The 18,105-nt window shown below is 57.7% G+C and carries 17 protein-coding genes; 7 read left to right on the top strand and 10 right to left on the bottom strand.

Annotated elements, in window-relative coordinates; translation table 11 throughout:
* Positions 1 to 15 precede the first annotated feature (15 nt).
* On the bottom strand, positions 16 to 648 hold the full coding sequence (locus ACR0M9_RS00160) for a cupin domain-containing protein (protein ID WP_480772589.1): 633 nt from the start codon (positions 646 to 648) through the stop codon (positions 16 to 18).
* A 144-nt stretch (positions 649 to 792) separates the two neighbouring features.
* Here ACR0M9_RS00160 and ACR0M9_RS00155 point away from each other — a divergent pair, with 144 nt between their 5' ends.
* From ACR0M9_RS00155 to ACR0M9_RS00145, 3 genes are all read left to right on the top strand, one after another.
* On the top strand, positions 793 to 1,788 hold the full coding sequence (locus tag ACR0M9_RS00155) for a hypothetical protein (protein ID WP_480772588.1): 996 nt from the start codon (positions 793 to 795) through the stop codon (positions 1,786 to 1,788).
* A gap of 71 nt (positions 1,789 to 1,859) precedes the next feature.
* A complete protein-coding gene (locus tag ACR0M9_RS00150; protein ID WP_480583751.1) occupies positions 1,860 to 3,152 on the top strand; it encodes an O-acetylhomoserine aminocarboxypropyltransferase/cysteine synthase family protein in 1,293 nt (430 codons plus the stop codon).
* 2 nt (positions 3,153 to 3,154) lie between these two features.
* Complete coding sequence (locus ACR0M9_RS00145) at positions 3,155 to 3,865, top strand: GNAT family N-acetyltransferase (RefSeq protein ID WP_480505537.1); 711 nt, start codon at positions 3,155 to 3,157, stop codon at positions 3,863 to 3,865.
* A gap of 2 nt (positions 3,866 to 3,867) precedes the next feature.
* Here ACR0M9_RS00145 and ACR0M9_RS00140 read toward each other — a convergent pair whose 3' ends face one another.
* Positions 3,868 to 4,572 carry an SIMPL domain-containing protein gene (locus ACR0M9_RS00140; protein ID WP_480772587.1) on the bottom strand — a complete coding sequence of 235 codons (705 nt, stop codon included), beginning with the start codon at positions 4,570 to 4,572 and terminating at the stop codon, positions 3,868 to 3,870.
* Positions 4,573 to 4,727: 155 nt separating this feature from the next.
* Between ACR0M9_RS00140 and ACR0M9_RS00135 the strand changes: the two genes are divergently transcribed.
* A complete protein-coding gene (locus ACR0M9_RS00135; protein WP_480772586.1) occupies positions 4,728 to 6,686 on the top strand; it encodes a hypothetical protein in 1,959 nt (652 codons plus the stop codon).
* 87 nt (positions 6,687 to 6,773) lie between these two features.
* On the opposite strand, the gene hppD is transcribed toward ACR0M9_RS00135, so the two are convergent.
* Positions 6,774 to 7,871, bottom strand: a complete 1,098-nt coding sequence (hppD, locus tag ACR0M9_RS00130; RefSeq protein WP_480565196.1) for a 4-hydroxyphenylpyruvate dioxygenase — start codon at positions 7,869 to 7,871, stop codon at positions 6,774 to 6,776.
* Between the two features lie 147 nt (positions 7,872 to 8,018).
* Here hppD and ACR0M9_RS00125 point away from each other — a divergent pair, with 147 nt between their 5' ends.
* Both ACR0M9_RS00125 and ACR0M9_RS00120 read left to right on the top strand, forming a co-directional pair.
* Complete coding sequence (locus tag ACR0M9_RS00125) at positions 8,019 to 8,474, top strand: Lrp/AsnC family transcriptional regulator (protein ID WP_480565199.1); 456 nt, start codon at positions 8,019 to 8,021, stop codon at positions 8,472 to 8,474.
* A gap of 19 nt (positions 8,475 to 8,493) precedes the next feature.
* Positions 8,494 to 10,374, top strand: a complete 1,881-nt coding sequence (locus tag ACR0M9_RS00120; protein ID WP_480772585.1) for a monovalent cation:proton antiporter-2 (CPA2) family protein — start codon at positions 8,494 to 8,496, stop codon at positions 10,372 to 10,374.
* Positions 10,375 to 10,404: 30 nt separating this feature from the next.
* On the opposite strand, the gene cobT is transcribed toward ACR0M9_RS00120, so the two are convergent.
* The gene (cobT, locus tag ACR0M9_RS00115) at positions 10,405 to 11,415 is read right to left on the bottom strand and encodes a nicotinate-nucleotide--dimethylbenzimidazole phosphoribosyltransferase (RefSeq protein WP_480481364.1); all 1,011 of its coding nucleotides are present in this window, start codon (positions 11,413 to 11,415) and stop codon (positions 10,405 to 10,407) included.
* Positions 11,416 to 11,493: 78 nt separating this feature from the next.
* Between cobT and cobS the strand changes: the two genes are divergently transcribed.
* Positions 11,494 to 12,258 (top strand): adenosylcobinamide-GDP ribazoletransferase, encoded by a 765-nt coding sequence (cobS, locus tag ACR0M9_RS00110; protein ID WP_480772584.1) that lies wholly within the window; start codon positions 11,494 to 11,496, stop codon positions 12,256 to 12,258.
* Here the strand turns inward: cobS and ACR0M9_RS00105 are convergent.
* From ACR0M9_RS00105 to ACR0M9_RS00080, 6 genes are all read right to left on the bottom strand, one after another.
* Positions 12,255 to 13,016, bottom strand: a complete 762-nt coding sequence (locus ACR0M9_RS00105) for a potassium channel family protein (RefSeq protein WP_480481368.1) — start codon at positions 13,014 to 13,016, stop codon at positions 12,255 to 12,257. The two genes, cobS and ACR0M9_RS00105, sit on opposite strands and share 4 nt — an antisense overlap.
* A gap of 117 nt (positions 13,017 to 13,133) precedes the next feature.
* Entirely contained in the window at positions 13,134 to 13,643 is a 510-nt protein-coding gene (locus tag ACR0M9_RS00100; protein ID WP_209504207.1) for a CarD family transcriptional regulator, read from the bottom strand.
* A gap of 280 nt (positions 13,644 to 13,923) precedes the next feature.
* Entirely contained in the window at positions 13,924 to 14,262 is a 339-nt protein-coding gene (gene fdxA / locus ACR0M9_RS00095; RefSeq protein WP_170616129.1) for a ferredoxin FdxA, read from the bottom strand.
* 66 nt (positions 14,263 to 14,328) lie between these two features.
* Entirely contained in the window at positions 14,329 to 14,694 is a 366-nt protein-coding gene (locus ACR0M9_RS00090; RefSeq protein ID WP_480481370.1) for an RNA-binding S4 domain-containing protein, read from the bottom strand.
* Positions 14,695 to 14,700: 6 nt separating this feature from the next.
* Entirely contained in the window at positions 14,701 to 17,514 is a 2,814-nt protein-coding gene (locus ACR0M9_RS00085; protein WP_480481372.1) for a helicase-related protein, read from the bottom strand.
* Positions 17,515 to 17,534: 20 nt separating this feature from the next.
* On the bottom strand, positions 17,535 to 18,104 hold the full coding sequence (locus ACR0M9_RS00080) for a tetratricopeptide repeat protein (protein ID WP_480537624.1): 570 nt from the start codon (positions 18,102 to 18,104) through the stop codon (positions 17,535 to 17,537).
* Between the last annotated feature and the right edge of the window lies 1 nt (position 18,105).

Below are 18,105 nucleotides of genomic sequence, written 5' to 3'. Positions count from 1 at the left end.
AGGGCCGAAAAGCTTTCAGACCATTTCGCCAAGATGGTGGGACTTGGTCCAAACCCGGGCGCCGTCAGGCCCTGCAACGGCCCGCGAGTGCGTTCCGGGCGGCAAGCGCAACCAGTCCCATGTCGAAAATTCCTCCCCCGATTCAGAGAAACTGCCGCTTATGACAAACACTTCCAGTCCGTCGCGCGCGTCCAGTTCGACCACGTCCCCCGCCGCCCATGTCCGCACAAAAACGTCCTCATGATCATCTTTGAACAGTTGTACGTCAGAATCGCCATTTATCGAGCGGCGCACCTCGGTACGGTCTTGCGGGTCAAACTGGTGCAGCTTGACCAGAATGGTCGCGCCTTCCGCTGCAGACGGAGTGTGCGAGGACGTCGGTGGATTGCGCACATAGCTGCCGACGGGAAAATCTCCGGTCTCGTCCTGAAATACACCGTCCAGCACCAGATATTCCTCGCCGCCGTCATGGGTATGGGCGGAAAAGGTGCTGCCGGGCGCAAAGCGGACAATGGTTGTTGCGCGGGCCACCTCATCACCAATCCGGTCCAGCATTTTGCGCTCGACCCCTGCTGCGGGAGAAGCGACCCATTCACTTTCGTCAAAGTGTACTGCGACCCGTTTGGTGAAATCCGCATTGATCCGCATGTGTATCCCTTTCTGAAGCGACCCCTGAAAGAAATGGGATCGCGTGATGAAATTTCAAATTATCCGCTTTTGACGCCTTGGGCCGCTTGCTGTAATCCGAACTTCAAGGTGCACGGTCAAACACCTGTCGGGAAACGGGCATAGATGCAGGCAACGTCACAGAAATTCAACATCGCGGTCGTCGGTCAAAACAACCGCCTGCAATACGAAGCCCTGTTGTTTGCGGCTTCACTGCGCCATTCTTCACCGCAATTCGAGGGCAAACTGTTTGTCGCCACGCCCAATCCGGGGCCACGCTGGAAACAGGACCCACGCATTCAGGACGAAGAAGTTCTGAAAGCCCTGAAACAACTGGATGCCGAAATTCTGCCCTTCGACTCGCATGTATTCGGTGAAAGCTATCCCTACGGCAACAAGATCGAAGCGCTGATGGCTCTGCCGGAAGATGAGCCCTTTGTGTTCTTTGACACCGACACGCTGATCACTGGCGAGATCACATCTGTACCTTTTGACTTCGACCGCCCCAGCGCATCACTGAAGGTTGAAGGGACATGGCCCAAACCAACGCTGTATGGCCCCGGCTTTGACGGTATCTGGCGCGCGCTTTACGCCCGGTTCGGGTTGGATTTCGAAAGCTCGCTGGACACCGATCAACCCCATGACCACTGGCGGCGGTACCTGTATTTCAATGCAGGCTATTACTTCTACAAATGCCCGCGGAAGTTTGGTGAGCGTTTTCTGGACTACGCCAGAACAATCCGCGACGAAAACATTCCGGAGTTGACGGGCCAAAGCCTTGACCCCTGGCTGGACCAGGCCGCCCTGCCCCTTGTCATTCACTCGTTCGGCGGTGGTCGTGATGTTTTGCCCCCCGGTTTGCTGGACGGGTCCGTCAGTTGCCACTATCGCCTGTTTCCCTTGCTGTACGCCCGTGAAAGCAACCATGTGATTGAGGTCTTGGAAACCGTCGTCGCTCCAAACAAGGTCAAGAAGGTTCTCAAGCAATATGAGCCACTGAAAAAGATGGTTCTGCAGGGGAAAGGCGCAAAAGTCCGCGCCCTGTTTGACCGGGATCATCTGCCACGACGCGAACAGGCCATCCGCAACACGATCAAAAGCAAGGGCCTCTGGCTGCGCTGACAGGATCGTTGTGCGCAGGCGGGCAATGGCCTACAGATTTCGCAAGACAAATTCCAACAGGAGATTTCAAGATGTCTGACGGCCCCACCTACGGTTTCGACACGTTGCAAATTCACGCGGGCGCCCGCCCCGACCCGGCGACCGGAGCGCGCCAGACACCCATTTATCAAACCACAGCCTATGTGTTTCGCGATGCAGATCACGCAGCGGCCCTGTTCAACCTGCAAGAGGTAGGCTTTATCTATTCCCGCCTGACCAATCCAACTGTGGCCGTTCTTCAGGAACGCGTGGCGACACTTGAAGGTGGCGTTGGTGCTGTTTGCTGCTCGTCCGGGCACGCGGCCCAGATCATGGCGCTGTTCCCGCTGATGGGTCCGGGTTGCAACGTGGTCGCCTCGACCCGTCTGTATGGCGGCACGGTCACGCAGTTCAGCCAGACGATCAAACGTTTTGGCTGGTCCGCCAAGTTTGTCGACACCGATGATCTGGACGCGGTGAAGGGCGCAATCGATGAGAATACCCGTGCGATTTTCTGCGAGTCCATCGCCAATCCCGGCGGCTATGTGACGGATATCCGCGCGCTGGCGGACGCGGCTGATGCAGCGGGCATTCCGCTGATCGTCGACAACACCTCGGCCACGCCCTACCTGTGCCGCCCGATCGATCACGGCGCGACCCTGGTCGTGCATTCAACCACCAAGTACCTGACCGGCAACGGTACGGTCACCGGCGGTTGCATCGTGGATTCGGGCAAGTTCGACTGGTCGGCAAATGACAAGTTCCCCTCGCTCAGCCAACCCGAACCGGCCTATCATGGACTGAAGTTCCACGAGACCTTTGGCCCGCTGGCCTTCACCTTCCATGGCATCGCCATCGGTCTGCGTGATCTGGGCATGACCATGAACCCGCAAGCAGCCCACTACACGCTGATGGGGATCGAAACCCTATCGCTGCGGATGGAGCGTCATGTTGAAAACGCGCAAAAAATCGCGGCCTGGCTGGAAGCGGATGATCGCGTGGACTACGTCACCTATGCCGGGTTGCCCTCTTCACCCTATCAGGATCGGGTGAAGGCTCAGTATCCACGTGGTGCAGGCGCATTGTTCACCTTTGCAGTGAAGGGCGGCTATGACGCCTGTATCAAGCTGGTCAATGCGCTGGAAATCTTCAGCCACGTAGCCAATCTGGGCGACGCGCGCTCGCTGATCATTCACTCGGCATCCACCACGCACCGTCAGTTGACCCCGGAACAGCAGGAAGCCGCAGGCGCAGGTCCGGGCGTGGTGCGCGTGTCCATCGGGATCGAGGACGTGAACGATCTGATTGCCGACCTTGATCAAGCCCTGGCCAAAGCAACCGCCTGACCATGACCCAGCACGACACAAACAACCTTGGCCAGCCTATCGGTTTACCGGTTTCGGGTGACTTTCCACGCCCGACGCCACCCAATACGCCGATGGTGGGCCGGTATTGTTCTGTCGTGCCCCTTGATGTGAACAGGCATGCGCCCGGACTGTTCCGGGCGTTTGCAAAGGACACGGATGGCCGCAACTGGACGTACCTGCCTTACGGCCCGTTTGCTGGCGAGTCTGAGTTCGAAGACTGGGCGCGCGCCAACTGCATGGATGCGGACCCGATGTTCCATACTGTTCTGGACGGTGATGACATACCATTGGGCATGGCTTCATACCTCAGGATAGCACCCGCCGCCGGAGCGATTGAGGTCGGGCATATCCACTTTTCACCCCTGCTTCAGCGCAAGCCGCAATCAACCGAAGTCATGTATCTGATGATGCGGCGCGTGTTCGATGAACTGGGTTACCGGCGTTACGAATGGAAATGCGACGCGCTGAATGGTCCGTCGCGCAGTGCGGCAGAGCGGCTTGGGTTTACCTTCGAAGGCGTGTTTCGCCAAGCAACCCACTACAAAGGGCGCAACCGCGACACTGCCTGGTATTCAATCATAGATACCGAATGGCCACGCATCCGTGATGCTTTCGAGGCCTGGTTGTCACCCGACAATTTCGACGCTTCGGGCCAGCAACGAAAACCGCTGACGGCCCGCGCGACAGGTTGAACTCATTCCGAGATCTCGAACACCATCGAGACGCTGACAGACACCGAAACCTCACCACCTGCGACAGGAACACCCCCTGCGTCAGCCATGCTCATCATGCGCATCTCGGGCATCGGGCGCACGCCCCCCGTTTGTTCCGAAATCGTTTGCACCGCGCCAAGGGTTACACCCGCCGCCTGTGCCAGCTGCTCGGCCTTGGCCATAGCTTCGCCGACAGCTTGCGCGCGCGCTTGGGCTTCGATTGGTTTGGTATCCTGCACCCCAAAGCTCAATCCACCAAAATCGTTGGCGCCATCCTGAATGACCGCATCCATGATGCTTCCAAGCTTGGACAGATCACGCACACGCACAAACACGCGGTTCGAGGCTGCGAACCCCGAAATTTCCGGTGTTTCCCCATTCTGCCCGTGCCGCCCGGACCAAACAGGGGAAAGCGACAGATCGCGGGTCTGAATATCGCGGTCTTCAATCCCCATCCCGGTCAGGCGCGCAAGAACCTTCTCAACTGCGTCCGAGGTGGCCTGCATCGCTGCCGAAGCCTCGGCATTTTCATTTGTTACACCCAATGTGATCGTCGCCATATCGGGAGCAACCTCGATGGTTCCGGTTGCGTCAACGGTGATGCGACGTTCTTCCGCATGGGCAAGTCCAGCGGTCGTTGCGGCCATCATCGCGGCCAGAAAAGCGAATGTCTTCAATGTTATCACTCCGATTTGCTTGCATTAAAGATGGGTCGGCGATGCATTGCCATACAAGAGGAGAGTTTGCCTTTTTCTTTCCCTCGGCAAGTTCCTGCTTTAATGTCGGTCTGCGAACGCCAAGGTGTTTGCATCGACGTTGATAATTATGGTTCCTGCGGATTATGAAACCTGCCTTTGCGCTGTCTTTTTCTGCGACCGGAATATCATTGTATCATCACTCGGATGACGAATGGTTCGTTGTCGGCTCGATTCCTTTGGATTCGCCGGACCTGTCCGGTCAGATGCAGGTTTTGCGGGAAAACGCCTTTGCGCTGGAAAACGACCTGAGCTGCAAGCTTGTTTTGCCTTCCGAACAGGTTCGATACCTTCAGGTTGCAACCGATGACTTACCCCCCCAAGACACAGTGGAACGCATTGAGAGCGCACTTGCTGACGCAACGCCTTACGTTTTGTCCGAACTTAGCTACGACTATCAAACCGAAGGCGGCACCACCTATGTTGCGGCTGTTGCGCAAGAAACGCTGAGCGAGGCTCGGGCCTTTGCCTCGGACCATGGTTTCGTGCCGGTTTTATTTTGCGCCGAAGAAGACGCAGACGCATTCCCCCGAGAAGCATTGTTCGCAGAGCGTTCGGGCGCATCGGAAACCCGACCAACAGAGCCCCCGCTGTCGGCAAAAAACACAGACCAGCCCGAACCGGCAAAATCCGCCGGGAAACCAGCGCATCCCATTGCAGGCACAGCCGCACCAAACGTGTTTCTGACCCCCGAAACACCTGACAATAAGTTTGCGAATACGAAAGCGCAGGCACCGCGCATTGCGATCCCGGCATTTGCCGCGGCGGTTCTTCTTGGCGGCGTTTTCGGCGTTTGGCTGGCCTTGGACAGCGGTGGAGAAACAGATCAGGTCGCACTGAGCCCAACTCCAACCGAGATAGGTGTTTCCGAGCCGGATATCGGCGCCCTGCCACCGATAGTGCCCGAAGTTGCGGCAATCACCCCCCCTGAAAATTTGCCGCCTGAGGCTCCACTGGACAGGGATGTGCCCCCCACGCCAGAACCTGCCGAGGCCGAGGCCGAAGCCGTAGAACAACCAGAGCTCACCCCTACCGACGCGGCAATCCTTGAGGCGCTCAAGGTGGCCCCTACTCTGGTTGACCCCATCGCTCAGGACCCCGAGGCAGACGAGGATATCAGCGCCGCCTCCGGTGTGAATGTAACGCCCCCGGCCGCTTTGGACGTGCCGGAAGCCCCGGAGCCGGACGAGTTGTATCTGACATCGATCGACAAATCCGACCTGTCCAGCGATGCGGTTGCCCTGCCCCCGGCTTCCAGTTTCGATACCGACGAACCCTTCGTTCGGGACGTGCAACATGGCATAGCAGGAGCGCGGTTCAATCTGGATGATCGCGGGCTTGTGGCACCTACACCGGAAGGAACGCTGAACCCGGATGGGATTGTCGTTTATCAAGGCCGACCGTCAAAGGTTCCGCCAGCAACGCCAGTGCGTTTCGAGGATGAACCCGTACTTGACGAGGTCGACGAAAGACTGGCCGGTCTTCGCCCCAAACCTCGCCCCGCAGATCTGGTCGAGAGCTTCGAACGCGGGCAGTTGGGGGGGCGGTCGCTGGCAGAGCTTTCGGCCAAGCGACCAAAAGCACGCCCAGACAGTCTGCAAGCGCGCACGGAAGTCGACGAGACGCCAACCGCGTTGGCCGTTGTCCGTGTCCCGCGCCCCAGGGTGCGCCCGGCGGGTCTGGACACTGCAAAGGCACCCGCTTCTGGTAACTCCAATCTTGGATCAACGGCCGCGCTGGACCAGAGCTCTGACGAATCCGGATCGTTTCAGGCGAAATCTGTCGCCCCCAAGATTCCCACAACTGCGTCTGTTGCCCGGCAGGCCACGCTCGATAACGCGATCAACTTGCGTCGCTTAAATCTGATCGGCGTTTACGGCACACCCGCAAACCGTCGCGCCTTGGTCCGGCTTCCCAGCGGGCGCTACAAAAAACTGAAAGTTGGGGACAGTATTGACGGCGGCAAGGTCATTGCTATCAGTGACAGTGAACTGCGTTATCAAAAGAAAGGTCGCAACGTGACCCTGGCGATGCCGCGCAGCTGACATAGGCGCTCAAAGCCGTGACCGATCACCTGTAGACAGGCACGTCAGAGGCAGCAGAACCGCCCCCGACTTATTGGTTCATTTGGATCAAGCCGCGGAAATCTCGCCGCTTTCGATCTGTTCGCGCTCGATGGATTCAAACAGCGCCTGGAAGTTCCCTTCGCCGAAACCATCATCACCCTTGCGCTGAATGAACTCGAAGAAGATCGGGCCAATCACCGTTTTCGAGAAGATCTGCAATAGGATGCGCGTCTCGCCCCCGTCAACGACACCTTCACCGTCAATCAGGATGCCGTGTTTCATCATCCGGTCCAGCGGCTCTTCATGACCGACCACGCGGGTCCTGGACATCTCGTAATAAGCTTCATTCGGACCCGGCATGAACTTCAGGCCGTTTTCAGCAATGGCATCGGTCGAGGCATAGATGTCATCGCTACCAACCGCGATATGCTGAATGCCTTCACCTTTGTATTTCTTCAGGTAAGACACGATCTGCCCGGTCTCGCCGCGGTCCTCGTTGATCGGAATACGGATGCGCCCGCAGGGTGATGTCAGCGCACGGCTGTAAAGGCCGGTGAATTTTCCCTGAATGTCAAAGAAACGAATTTCACAGAAGTTGAACAGGTCGCCATAGAACTTGAACCACTTGTCCATGTTGCCCTTGTAGACATTGTGCGTCAGGTGATCGAGATAGAAGAACCCCTCGCCCCGAGGTTTGGATTCCTTGATCCAGTTGAATTCCTGATTATAGGGCGATGTGTCGTAGTACTGATCAATGAAATAGATCAGCGACCCGCCAATACCCTTGATCGCAGGCACATTCATGGTTTTGTCAGCGTGGTCGTAAGGTTCCGCACCTTTTGACACGGCATGTTCGTACGCTTTTTGCGCGTCCACGACCCGCCAGCCCATCGACGGCGCACAGGGCCCATGTTCGGCCACGAACTTAGCCGCAAAACTGTCCGGGTCAGCATTCAGGATATACGTCACATCCCCTTGCTGCCATAGCTCGACGGCAGGATCTTCCTTGTGGCGGGCCACCAGATCAAACCCCATCTTTGCGAACAGGTCACGCAACTCCTGCGGTTCTGGATGGGCGAATTCGACGAATTCAAACCCATCTGTACCGGCAGGGTTTTCTTCGCTGATCACGGATTTCGGGGCATTGTGCGGGAAAGGACCCATGGCGCGTCTCCTACGAAAACAGGAATTTCTTTGCTGATTCAAAAATACGACTTTTCTGACGCTGTTTCTGCGCATTGTTTTCGTATAAACTGCAAGATGACGCGCAAAACGCGCATATAAGTTAATAAAACCAGGATTTTTCCGCACATGCTGGATGCAACCGACAAGCGACTGCTTTCCGCGCTGCAAAAAGACGCGCATCTGACGGCCCATCAACTGGGTGAAATGCTGAACCTGTCGCCCAGCCAAGCGGGACGCCGCCGACAGCGGCTTGAAGTCGAAGGGTACATCACCGGGTACGCTGCCCGGCTGGACCCGCTGAAACTGGGCCTGCAGGTGCAGGGGTTCGTTCAGGTGCATCTGGGCACCCATGGCCCCGAGCAATCCGCAAGCTTTGCCCGCATGGTCGACACCCGCTCCGAGATTACCAGCGCATGGACGATGACGGGTGAGGCAGACTATCTGCTGCACATCTACTGTGACGACCTGTCCGCCCTCAACAGCTTGCTACATCAGGTGATCCTGCCGCATCCTGCCGTTGCACGAGTACAGAGCCAGATTGTAATGGATCAACTTAAACGCGACGCCCCCCTTCCCACCTGAAAAGGTTCCGAGGACACACATGGACGACTTTCTATACCAGGCTTCGATCTATCTGGCAGCGGCAGTCATTGCCGTTCCCCTGTCTGCCAGACTGGGGTTGGGATCTGTGCTGGGCTATCTTGCAGCCGGGATCATAATCGGACCCGTACTGGGGTTAGTCGGAGCGGAAACCGAAAATCTTCAGCATGTGGCCGAATTTGGCGTGGTGATGATGCTGTTTCTCATTGGTCTGGAATTGGAGCCACGCGCCTTATGGGATATGCGCGACAAGCTATTGGGTCTGGGCGGTTTGCAGGTGTTGCTGTCGACAGTCGCGATTGCTGCCGTGGCTATGTACGCCAACCATCCATGGTCGGTTGCCCTAGCGGTGGGGTTGACCCTTTCGCTTTCCTCGACTGCGATCGTTCTTCAAACCCTGTCAGAAAAAGGCCTGATGCAGACAAACGGCGGCCGCGCGACATTTTCGGTTCTGTTGACGCAGGACATCGCGGTGATCCCAATTCTGGCTTTGTTGCCACTGCTGGCGCTGCCCGCCATGCCGCGTTTCCAAGCAGATGGATCGATTGACCGGGGGGCTGGAGGATCACATGGCGCAGGCGATCACAGTTTGTCGCTGGTCGAAGGGCTGCCGGGCTGGGCCGTTACCCTTGTCACAATCGGCGCGGTGGTGTTTGTCATTCTGGCCGGTGTCTACCTGACAAGACCGTTGTTTCGCTTCATCCACGCAACCCGTCTGCGCGAGATGTACACCGCACTGGCGCTGATGATCGTCGTGGGCATTTCGTTTCTGATGACACTGGTCGGCCTGTCACCTGCCTTGGGCGCGTTCCTGGCAGGTGTTGTTTTGGCCAGTTCTGAATTTAGACATGAAATGGAAAGTGACCTTGAACCGTTCAAAGGGTTGTTTCTGGGGCTGTTTTTCATCACGGTCGGGGCCGGAATAGACTTTGGATATTTCTTCAACGACCCGCTGGACCTGATTGGACTGGCGCTGCTTGTGATACTTGCCAAGGGGATCATCCTTTATCTGGTGGGCAAGGCTTTCAAACTGCGGGGGCGTGATCACTGGTTGTTCACCCTTGGGTTGGCGCAGGCTGGTGAGTTCGGTTTTGTCCTGCTGGCATTTTCGACGAAACAGAATGTCATTCCGCCCGACCTGTCGCAGAAACTGCTAATGATCGTTGCTCTGACGATGTTAATCACGCCTCTTCTTTTCATCGTCTACGATGCGTTGTCGCGGAAGATTGGCGATTCCGCGGCCAGCCCTGAACCTGACGTGATTGACGAAAAGGGCCCGGTCATCATCGCCGGCATTGGTCGCTTTGGTCAGATCGTCAACCGGCTGGTGCGGGCCAGCGGTTTCAAGACAGTCGTTCTGGACCACAATATTGAAACCATTCAGCTGATGCGCCGATTTGGCGTCAAAGGCTTTCTGGGCGATCCCACTCGGCCGGAACTGCTGCGCGCGGCGGGATTGGACAAAGCATCCGTTCTTGTCGCCGTTATGGACGATCACAAGCAAGTCACGCGGCTTGTCAGCTATGCCAGACGGCAGCGTCCTGACCTTCACATCATCGCACGCGCCCGCGACCGGACCCATGTGTACGAGTTGTATCAGGCGGGTGCCAATGACATCGTGCGGGAAATGTTCGACAGTTCGCTGCGCGCAGGTCGCTATGTTCTGGAGAATATCGGACTGAGTGAATACGAAGCAGCCCAGGCCGAGCAGACGTTTTACAACCATGACAGGAAGGCAGTGCGCGATCTGGCCGAGCTTTGGGTCCCCGGAATGCCAATCGCCGAAAACAGGAAATACATCGAGCGTTCGCAGGCGCTGGAAAAGGATCTGGAAACCGCGCTGCTGGAACTGGCTGAAGAGCACGCCAAGAAATCGGCCTGACCCAAGCCTTTGCCCGGGTCAGGTGCGAGTTCAGCCGTCAGAAACCCCAGCTTCGGCAAAGGTAGCCATGCCGGAATGACAGGCGACGGCACTTTTCAGAATGTTGATCGCCAAGGCCCCGCCGGACCCTTCGCCCAACCGCAGGCCAAGGCTCAGCAACGGCTCTTTACCCAATTTTGCCAGCACGGCACCATGGGCCGCTTCGGCGCTTTGGTGGCCTGCCACGGCATGATCCAGCGCGCCATCGGACAGCTTCCATAAGCAGGCTGCGGCGGCCGAACAGATGAACCCGTCCAGGATCACCGGGATGCGCAACACCCGCGCGGCAGCAATTGCACCCGCCATCGCAGCAATCTCGCGCCCGCCAAGACAGCGCAGGATGTCCAGACCATCATTCGACGTGTGTTTCGCGACGCCCTCGGCCACGACACGGGTTTTGTTGACCAGACCGGCGTCATCCACACCGGTTCCGCGCCCTGTCCAATCGGACGCGTCGCCACCAAACAGCGCGCAGGCAATAGCCGCAGCCGGGGTGGTGTTGCCAATCCCCATTTCGCCGACCACCAAAAGATCGGATTGCGGATCAACGGCCAGCCAGCCAGTGCGCAACGCGGCCAGCAATTCATCCTCTGTCATGGCTGGGGCTTGGGTGAAATCCGCGGTCGGCTTGTCCAGATCCAGCGCGTGAACATCCATCTTCGCGCCTGCCGCCCTTGCCAACTGATTTATCGCCGCCCCGCCATGTTCGAAATTCATCACCATCTGCACGGTTACTTCCGGCGGAAAGGCCGAAACACCCTGCGCGGTAACACCGTGATTTCCGGCAAACACAATGACCTGAGGCGCGCTGATTTGTGGACGGGCGTCCCCTCGCCATCCTGCATACCAGACCGCAAGATCCTCAAGCCGACCAAGCGCACCAGGGGGTTTGGTCAATTGTCCATTTCGTTCGGCCGCGCCCTGCACCGCAGCGGCATCCGGGCCCGGAGCCCCCGCCAGGACAGCACGGAACGTGTTCAAATCATTCAGTTCAGGCAGCATGAAAGCCTCATTGCATCAGAGTGGTCCTGCGTGTTTAACCGAAGGATCGAAACCAACAAGACCCCGAAAGGCACGGGCGTGCAAAAAAACGACACCAAACCGTTTTCCCTGTGGGATGTTCCGCTGGCCCTGGTGCTGTTGACCCGCCTGCCCCTGCCCCGTTTGCCCAAAGCCGTGTTTGCCCGGCAGGCACAATCGGTATGGGCATTTCCACTGGTTGGGCTGGTCGTTGGCGGGCTGGCATGCCTGACCGGTTGGCTGGCGATGGGGTTTCAACTGCCCCCGTTTGTCGCAGCCTCGTTGCTGGTCGCGGTACTGATCCTGTTGACGGGCGCTATGCACGAGGATGGTCTGGCCGACACGTTCGACGGGCTTTGGGGCGGTTTCACCGCTGAACGTCGGCTGGAGATCATGAAGGACAGCCAGATTGGAACGTACGGCGTGCTTGCCTTGATGATCTCGCAGATTTTACGAATATCCGCGATTTCCACCATGCTGGCTGTTGGTCCGATCTGGATGGTTGTTGCAGCTTGCGTATTTTCCCGCGCCCTGATGCCAGCTCTAATGGTTCTTCTTCCAAACGCCAGAAAGTCGGGCCTGAGCCATTCAGTTGGCACCCCCGGCGCAGGATCAGCCTGTATCGCTGTGGGCATCGCGATTCTGGTCGCTTACAGCTTGTGCGGAAGTCTGGCGCTTAACGCGATAGTCTGCGCGGCTTTGATCGTCGCTGTTTTGGGGCTCGTCGCGAAGACCAAGATCGGCGGTCAAACCGGAGACATTCTGGGCGCATCACAACAATTGGCGGAAATCACATTTCTGCTTGCCATCAGCGCCCAGATCTAAGACGCGCCCCCGGTTTCAATTCGCAACGTATCGCCGCAATGTTTGCAATGCACGGCGTCGGGGTCGTGCCGGTACAGCCCGCAGCTGGGGCATTTGTGGCGGACCTTCTGTGGCGCGAAAATCGCCTGCGCCAGCCGGACGAACAAGGCTACGCCAACGACCATAATGAAGACGGAAAACATTTTGCCGCCCGGTGTGACCAAAGTGATGTCGCCAAACCCGGTCGTGGTGAGCGTCGCCATGGTAAAATACAGCGCGTCTATGTAAGGCGTTTGCGCGTCTTCGGGGATAAAAAATACCAAAACGGCCGTCGAGGTGGCAAAAACAAAGACCAGCAGGTTGATCGCCGCAATAACTGCGTCCTCGTGCGTGCGGAAAAAACGGCTGTCGCGCCGCAGATCCCAGAGCAGGTGATATGAATGGATCAGACGCAGGGCACGTAAAATCCGCAGGAAAGCGAGGTTGCCTGTCAAAAACGGATCAAGCACCAGCGAGAGGATGACCACGATATCCGCCACTGTGTAAATCTGGCGCAAAAATCTCCAGCGGTCTTTTGAGATCCAGAGCCGCGCAGAGAAATCCAGAAAAATCAGCACACCGACCAGTTGGCTTGCAACGGTTAAGCCCGGCCCATGCGGGATGTGCGCCGTCCCGACAAAGAAAATGATTGTCGCAACATCGAACAGGATCAGCGCATACCTAAACCAGACCGAAACAGGGTCGTGTCCGATGTACAGGTATTTCACAGTCTGCTTCATGTGCGTCCGGTAATCTGCTGCATACACAGTGAAATTAGCGCCACTTGAACAAATCACCAAGCCACGAAAAAGGCCGCCCCAAATTTGGAACGGCCCGTTTTGTCAAAGTACCTTCGATCAGGCTGCGCGTGAGGTCAGAACCTCGTCAACCTGCTTGGCAGCTGACACCTCGCCAGCGCCTGAAACAGCCGCGACCTCACGGGTCAGACGTTCCAAGGCAGCTTCATATAGCTGACGCTCGGAATAGCTCTGCTCGCGCTGATCATCGGTGCGGTGCAGGTCACGGACCACTTCGGCGATCGAGATCAGGTCACCCGAGTTGATCTTCTGTTCATATTCCTGCGCACGGCGGGACCACATGGCGCGTTTCACCTTGGCCTTGCCTTTCAGCGTTTTCATCGCCTGACTGATCACATCGGGCGAGCTGAGCGACCGCAGACCGGATTCGGTCACCTTGTTGGTCGGCACGCGCAGCGTCATCTTGTCTTTCTCAAATGAGATGACGAACAGCTCAAGCGAGAATCCCGCGACATCCTGTTCCTCGATCGAGATAATCTGGCCCACGCCATGGGCGGGGTAGACAACATAGTCGTTCGGGCGGAACTCGAGCTTTTTCGACTTTGTCATTCAGTTTTTTCCTTGCTAGCGGACGGGACACGGACAACAAAAGCACCACATGCGGGGACTGTCTCAGCCCCGTCAGGCGGCGATATTGTCACAAATTCAAAACTCCAAAGTGAGCATACTTACGGAGCGCATCCCAATCTCGGTCATCATGTGGAAATAGTATATCACAAATTTACGACGCCCGAAAGTTTACCTTACGGGAATCTTTTGTATTCAACCTTGATTCAACAGGTTGTACTGCGACCTTTATGTCAAAAACAGGCTGCTTGGAACGAATCACTCAGCCGCCTTCGCCGGGCGCTTCCGAGAAATACTTCTCCATCTTGCCCTCTTCACCGTCACGCTCCTCCGCATCTGGCAGCGGGTCTTTCTTGGTGACGATCACCGGCCATTGTTCGGAATACTTGCGATTGAACTCGACCCACTCCTCCATACCCGGCTCGGTATCGGGGCGGATCGCGTCGGCGGGGCACTCGGGCTCGCACACTCCGCAGTCAATGCATTCGTCAGGATGGATGACCAGCGTATTTTCACCTTCGTAGAAACAGTCCACCGGACACACTTCGACACAGTCGGTGTATTTGCAGGCGATACAGTTTTCGGTGACTACATAGGTCATGGTCGGATTCCTGTTTGCGGTTTGAGCGACTAGCTAATTCAGTCTGGCCCGCTCTTCAAGACAGGATCAGTGATCTTCCGGGCGAGAAAGATCAATAGCGCGTCGATCTTTCTTGGTTGGTCGACCTTTTCCCTCGAAACCCGGATTTACAGGAGGCGCTTCCTGCTTTTCGGTCATATCAAAGTACAGCGTTTGCGCCTCGGGCGCCGGACCGCGGCGTTCCCCCAGTTTTTCCACACGTATAACGCGGACAATGCGGCCCTGCGAGAAGGTCAGAACGTCACCGGGGACCACGGCCTGCGCCGGTTTCAGCACCCTGTTTCCATTCAGCCGGACATGGCCACCACTGACCTGTTTGGCGGCAAGGCTGCGGGTCTTGAAGAACCGCGCCTGCCACAACCATTTGTCAATTCGCAGTTTGGCCTCGGCCATCTTGCGTCAATTGCCGTCCTTCAGACCCATAAGCGCTGCGGCGAACGGGTTGTCGGGATCAATGGCCTTTTCCTTTTTCGGTGGCCGTGACGAGAAGGTCTTGGCACCCTGCGGCTTGCCGCCCTTCTTGCCGTGCGGTTTGCCACGGCCGTCCTGCGGTTTGCCCCGTGGTTTCCCCTTGCCCTGCCCCGGCTCGCGGCGCGGGCCACGGTTCGGCTGGCGCTGACGACCCCAGGTGAAGGTGTAGAACACTTCAACCTCGGGTTCATCCGACGCAGGTTCCGCAACCTGACCTTCTGCGACGACCTCTGCTGCCGCCTCAGTGCTTTCGGTGGCCTCGGCTGGCGCGGCGACCTCTTCTGAGGCCGTGTCAGGTGCTGGCGTCTCATCGATAACGGCTTGTTCAGCCGCCTCTGTCTCAGGCTGCTCTACCGGGGCCGGTTTGACCTTGTCACGCTCGCCGCGCTCGGCTTTGTAGCCGAGCCCCTGCATCAGGTCTGCAAACTGTTCAAGCGTCATGCCAGTGATCGACAGCATATCCGGCTTGGCTTCGAACCCGCCACGGCTATCTTCCGAACGAAGCATGTCCGCCAGACGTTCCAGCATATCGATACGGATCGATCGGTCGCCCGCATCGCGGTAGCCGCACATGGTATCGTAACCCTGCGGTGCATCCTTGGCGACCGGCACTGTTACCAACCCCGGAGGCGGTGCTTCGGGGAATTCCTGCAAACCGCCATACAGCGCCCACAACACCAGGCGCAGACGCGTCGGTGCGGGCTTCAGCAAGAGCGGCATGAAGATGGTGAACTGGCCAAACCGGATACCGTGCTTGCGCAAGGCGCCGCGGGCGTCCTGATCCAGATCCTTGACCTCTTGCGCGACACCGGCGCGCGGAAGAACACCCAGCGCCTCGACCATGCGGAAGGCAAATCCTTTGGCCAGCCCGTTGAGTTCCTCATCGCGCGACAGATTTAGCAATGGCTCGAACAGCGCAGCGATCTTGCGGTCGATGAAGTGCTGCAACCGGCGCCGCACCTTCTGTTCAACATCCGGACCGGCGGCCTCATCCACAAAAACCTCGACCACGGGCTTGAGAGGTTCGGCCCCGGCAACCAATTTGCCAACGGCATATTCGCCCCACATCAGGCCACCCTGATCGGTGAAATCAATTTCGGTATCGGGCGCATTGTAGAAGCGATCGGCACGCAGATGGAATTGCGGCGCGAGTGCTTGCAGGGATGCCGATTTGAGCGCTTTCGCCTCGGTTCCTTGCGCGCTTTTGTCCGGGCTGAACCGGAACCCTTCCAGACGACCGACGAATTCGCCTTCGACGGTCACTTCACCCTTGTCATTTACTTCGGCCAAAAGGGCCTCCTTCTGCTTGAGCCGCCGCAACAAAACCGATGTACGCCGGTCCACAAATCTTTGAGTCAGTCGCTCATGTAGTGCGTCAGACAGCCTGTCTTCTACAGTGCGCGTTTCGTCACGCCAATGTGATTCGTCACGCACCCAACCGTTTCGTTGCGCAACATATGTCCAGGTGCGAATATATGCCAACCTTTTGGATAACGCATCGATATCCCCATGGGTTTGGTCAATCCGCCGTATCTGCCGGGCCATGAAATCATCGGGAATACTGCCGCGTTCGTGCAGGTGGCCATAGATCACTTCCAGCAGGCTGGCGTGCTCTGCATGGCTGATGCCGCGAAAATCAGGGATTCTGCACACATCCCACAGCAATCGGATGGATGGACCGTCACTTGCGCGGGCGGCAATCTCGGCCTGTTGTGACAGCGATTTCAACACATTCAGGTCATCAGCAGGGCGGGCTTTGATCAGGTGTTCGTCACTCGGGCTGACCTCAAGCGAGCTGATCAGCGCATCAATCGAACCGAACCGGAGAGCGGCATTCCGCCAGTTCAGCTTTTTCATCGGCGTAAACCGGCTGTCCATGATTGCTTGCGCGACACCTTCGTCCAGCGGCGGTGCCTCTCCGGTCACGCCAAAGGTGCCGTCCGACATCCCGCGCCCGGCCCGGCCTGCGATCTGGGCCAGCTCATTCGGGGCCAGCGGGCGCATCCGCCGCCCGTCGAATTTGGTCAGGGATGAAAATGCAACGTGGTTTACATCCAGGTTCAAGCCCATACCGATGGCATCTGTGGCGACCAGGTAATCGACCTCGCCATTCTGATAAAGCTCCACCTGAGCATTCCGCGTCCGCGGGCTGAGGGCACCCATGACCACCGCCGCGCCACCTTTCAGACGGCGCAGAAGCTCCGCGATGGCATACACATTCTCAACCGAAAACCCGACAATAGCGCTGCGGGCCGGCATCCGGCTGAGTTTCTTCGAACCGGAATAGACCAGCTGCGACATCCGCTCGCGTCGGACAAACTGCGCCTCGGGCACCAGCGCCGCAATCGGGCCGCGCATCGTGTCAGAACCAAGAAAAAGCGTCTCGTTTGTTCCGCGCGACCGAAGCAGGCGATCTGTAAAGACATGGCCGCGCTCGGGATCGGCACACAGCTGGATTTCATCAATCGCCACGAAATCCGCACCCATACCTTCGGGCATCGCCTCGACCGTGCAGACCCAATACTGAGTCCGGGGCGGCACGATCCTCTCTTCGCCGGTAACCAAAGCAACAACCGATGGCCCGCGGATGGCGACGATCTTGTCATAGACCTCACGCGCAAGCAGACGCAGCGGCAGACCGATGACACCTGTGCGGTATCCCAGCATCCGTTCGATTGCGTAATGGGTTTTACCTGTGTTCGTAGGGCCCAATACGGCCACTATTCGGGATGACCCGCTCACCTTTGCCCCCTGCCCGGACCTTACAGCGCTGCGCCGTCGATCTGCGGCTTCAGTCGATTCACCGCATTGGTTACTTCTTCGTGGTGGGGATGTATAGCCAATGCCCGTGAATAGGCGTCGTAGGCTTTGTCGGGTTGTCCGATAATCTCAAAGATCAGGCCCAGACCATAGATTGCCTCGTAATTGTTGGGGTTCAGGGTCAGGGCATGTTCCAGATCGGCAGCGGCCATGCCAAACCGTTCGATCCCGAAAAAGGCCGAAGCGCGCAGGTGCCAGCCTTCAGCAAAATCGGGCGCATGGTCCGTCAGGGCGGTCAGATGTTCCAGTGCCGCACCTACGTCACCGTCATCCAACGCTTCGCGGCCACGTTCCAGTAGCAGATCGGCCGATGCTGAACCGGACCGGGCCCACAGAGCTTGCAACTGCCGATCCAGAGCAATGGCCTGCTCGGGCGTCGATTGGGCAAGTTTTTGCAGCAATTCGCCCTCATCGCGCAAATCCGCCTGTTGCGCGAGGCAAGTGGAGGAAATCGTGACTAGGACAAAAAGTGCCGCGACGATACCTTTGAGATTGTAGATTGCAATGCTCATA

This window comes from Ruegeria sp. CH2, from assembly GCF_056537065.1.
Note: the sequence above shows the minus strand (reverse complement) of the source record. Positions and strands in the feature narration are given on the sequence as shown.

Bases quoted from the DNA above. Each gene is read 5' to 3' on its own strand.
- ACR0M9_RS00100 (WP_209504207.1), bottom strand. From the start codon at position 13,643: ATGACAAAGTCGAAAAAGCTCGAGTTCCGCCCGAACGACTATGTTGTC.
- fdxA (WP_170616129.1), bottom strand. From the start codon at position 14,262: ATGACCTATGTAGTCACCGAAAACTGTATCGCCTGCAAATACACCGAC.
- ACR0M9_RS00160 (WP_480772589.1), bottom strand. From the start codon at position 648: ATGCGGATCAATGCGGATTTCACCAAACGGGTCGCAGTACACTTTGAC.
- ACR0M9_RS00125 (WP_480565199.1), top strand. From the start codon at position 8,019: ATGCTGGATGCAACCGACAAGCGACTGCTTTCCGCGCTGCAAAAAGAC.
- ACR0M9_RS00155 (WP_480772588.1), top strand. From the start codon at position 793: ATGCAGGCAACGTCACAGAAATTCAACATCGCGGTCGTCGGTCAAAAC.
- ACR0M9_RS00105 (WP_480481368.1), bottom strand. From the start codon at position 13,016: ATGAAGCAGACTGTGAAATACCTGTACATCGGACACGACCCTGTTTCG.
- hppD (WP_480565196.1), bottom strand. From the start codon at position 7,871: ATGGGTCCTTTCCCGCACAATGCCCCGAAATCCGTGATCAGCGAAGAA.
- ACR0M9_RS00080 (WP_480537624.1), bottom strand. From the start codon at position 18,104: ATGAGCATTGCAATCTACAATCTCAAAGGTATCGTCGCGGCACTTTTT.
- ACR0M9_RS00150 (WP_480583751.1), top strand. From the start codon at position 1,860: ATGTCTGACGGCCCCACCTACGGTTTCGACACGTTGCAAATTCACGCG.
- ACR0M9_RS00120 (WP_480772585.1), top strand. From the start codon at position 8,494: ATGGACGACTTTCTATACCAGGCTTCGATCTATCTGGCAGCGGCAGTC.
- ACR0M9_RS00135 (WP_480772586.1), top strand. From the start codon at position 4,728: ATGAAACCTGCCTTTGCGCTGTCTTTTTCTGCGACCGGAATATCATTG.
- ACR0M9_RS00145 (WP_480505537.1), top strand. From the start codon at position 3,155: ATGACCCAGCACGACACAAACAACCTTGGCCAGCCTATCGGTTTACCG.
- ACR0M9_RS00090 (WP_480481370.1), bottom strand. From the start codon at position 14,694: ATGGCCGAGGCCAAACTGCGAATTGACAAATGGTTGTGGCAGGCGCGG.
- cobT (WP_480481364.1), bottom strand. From the start codon at position 11,415: ATGCTGCCTGAACTGAATGATTTGAACACGTTCCGTGCTGTCCTGGCG.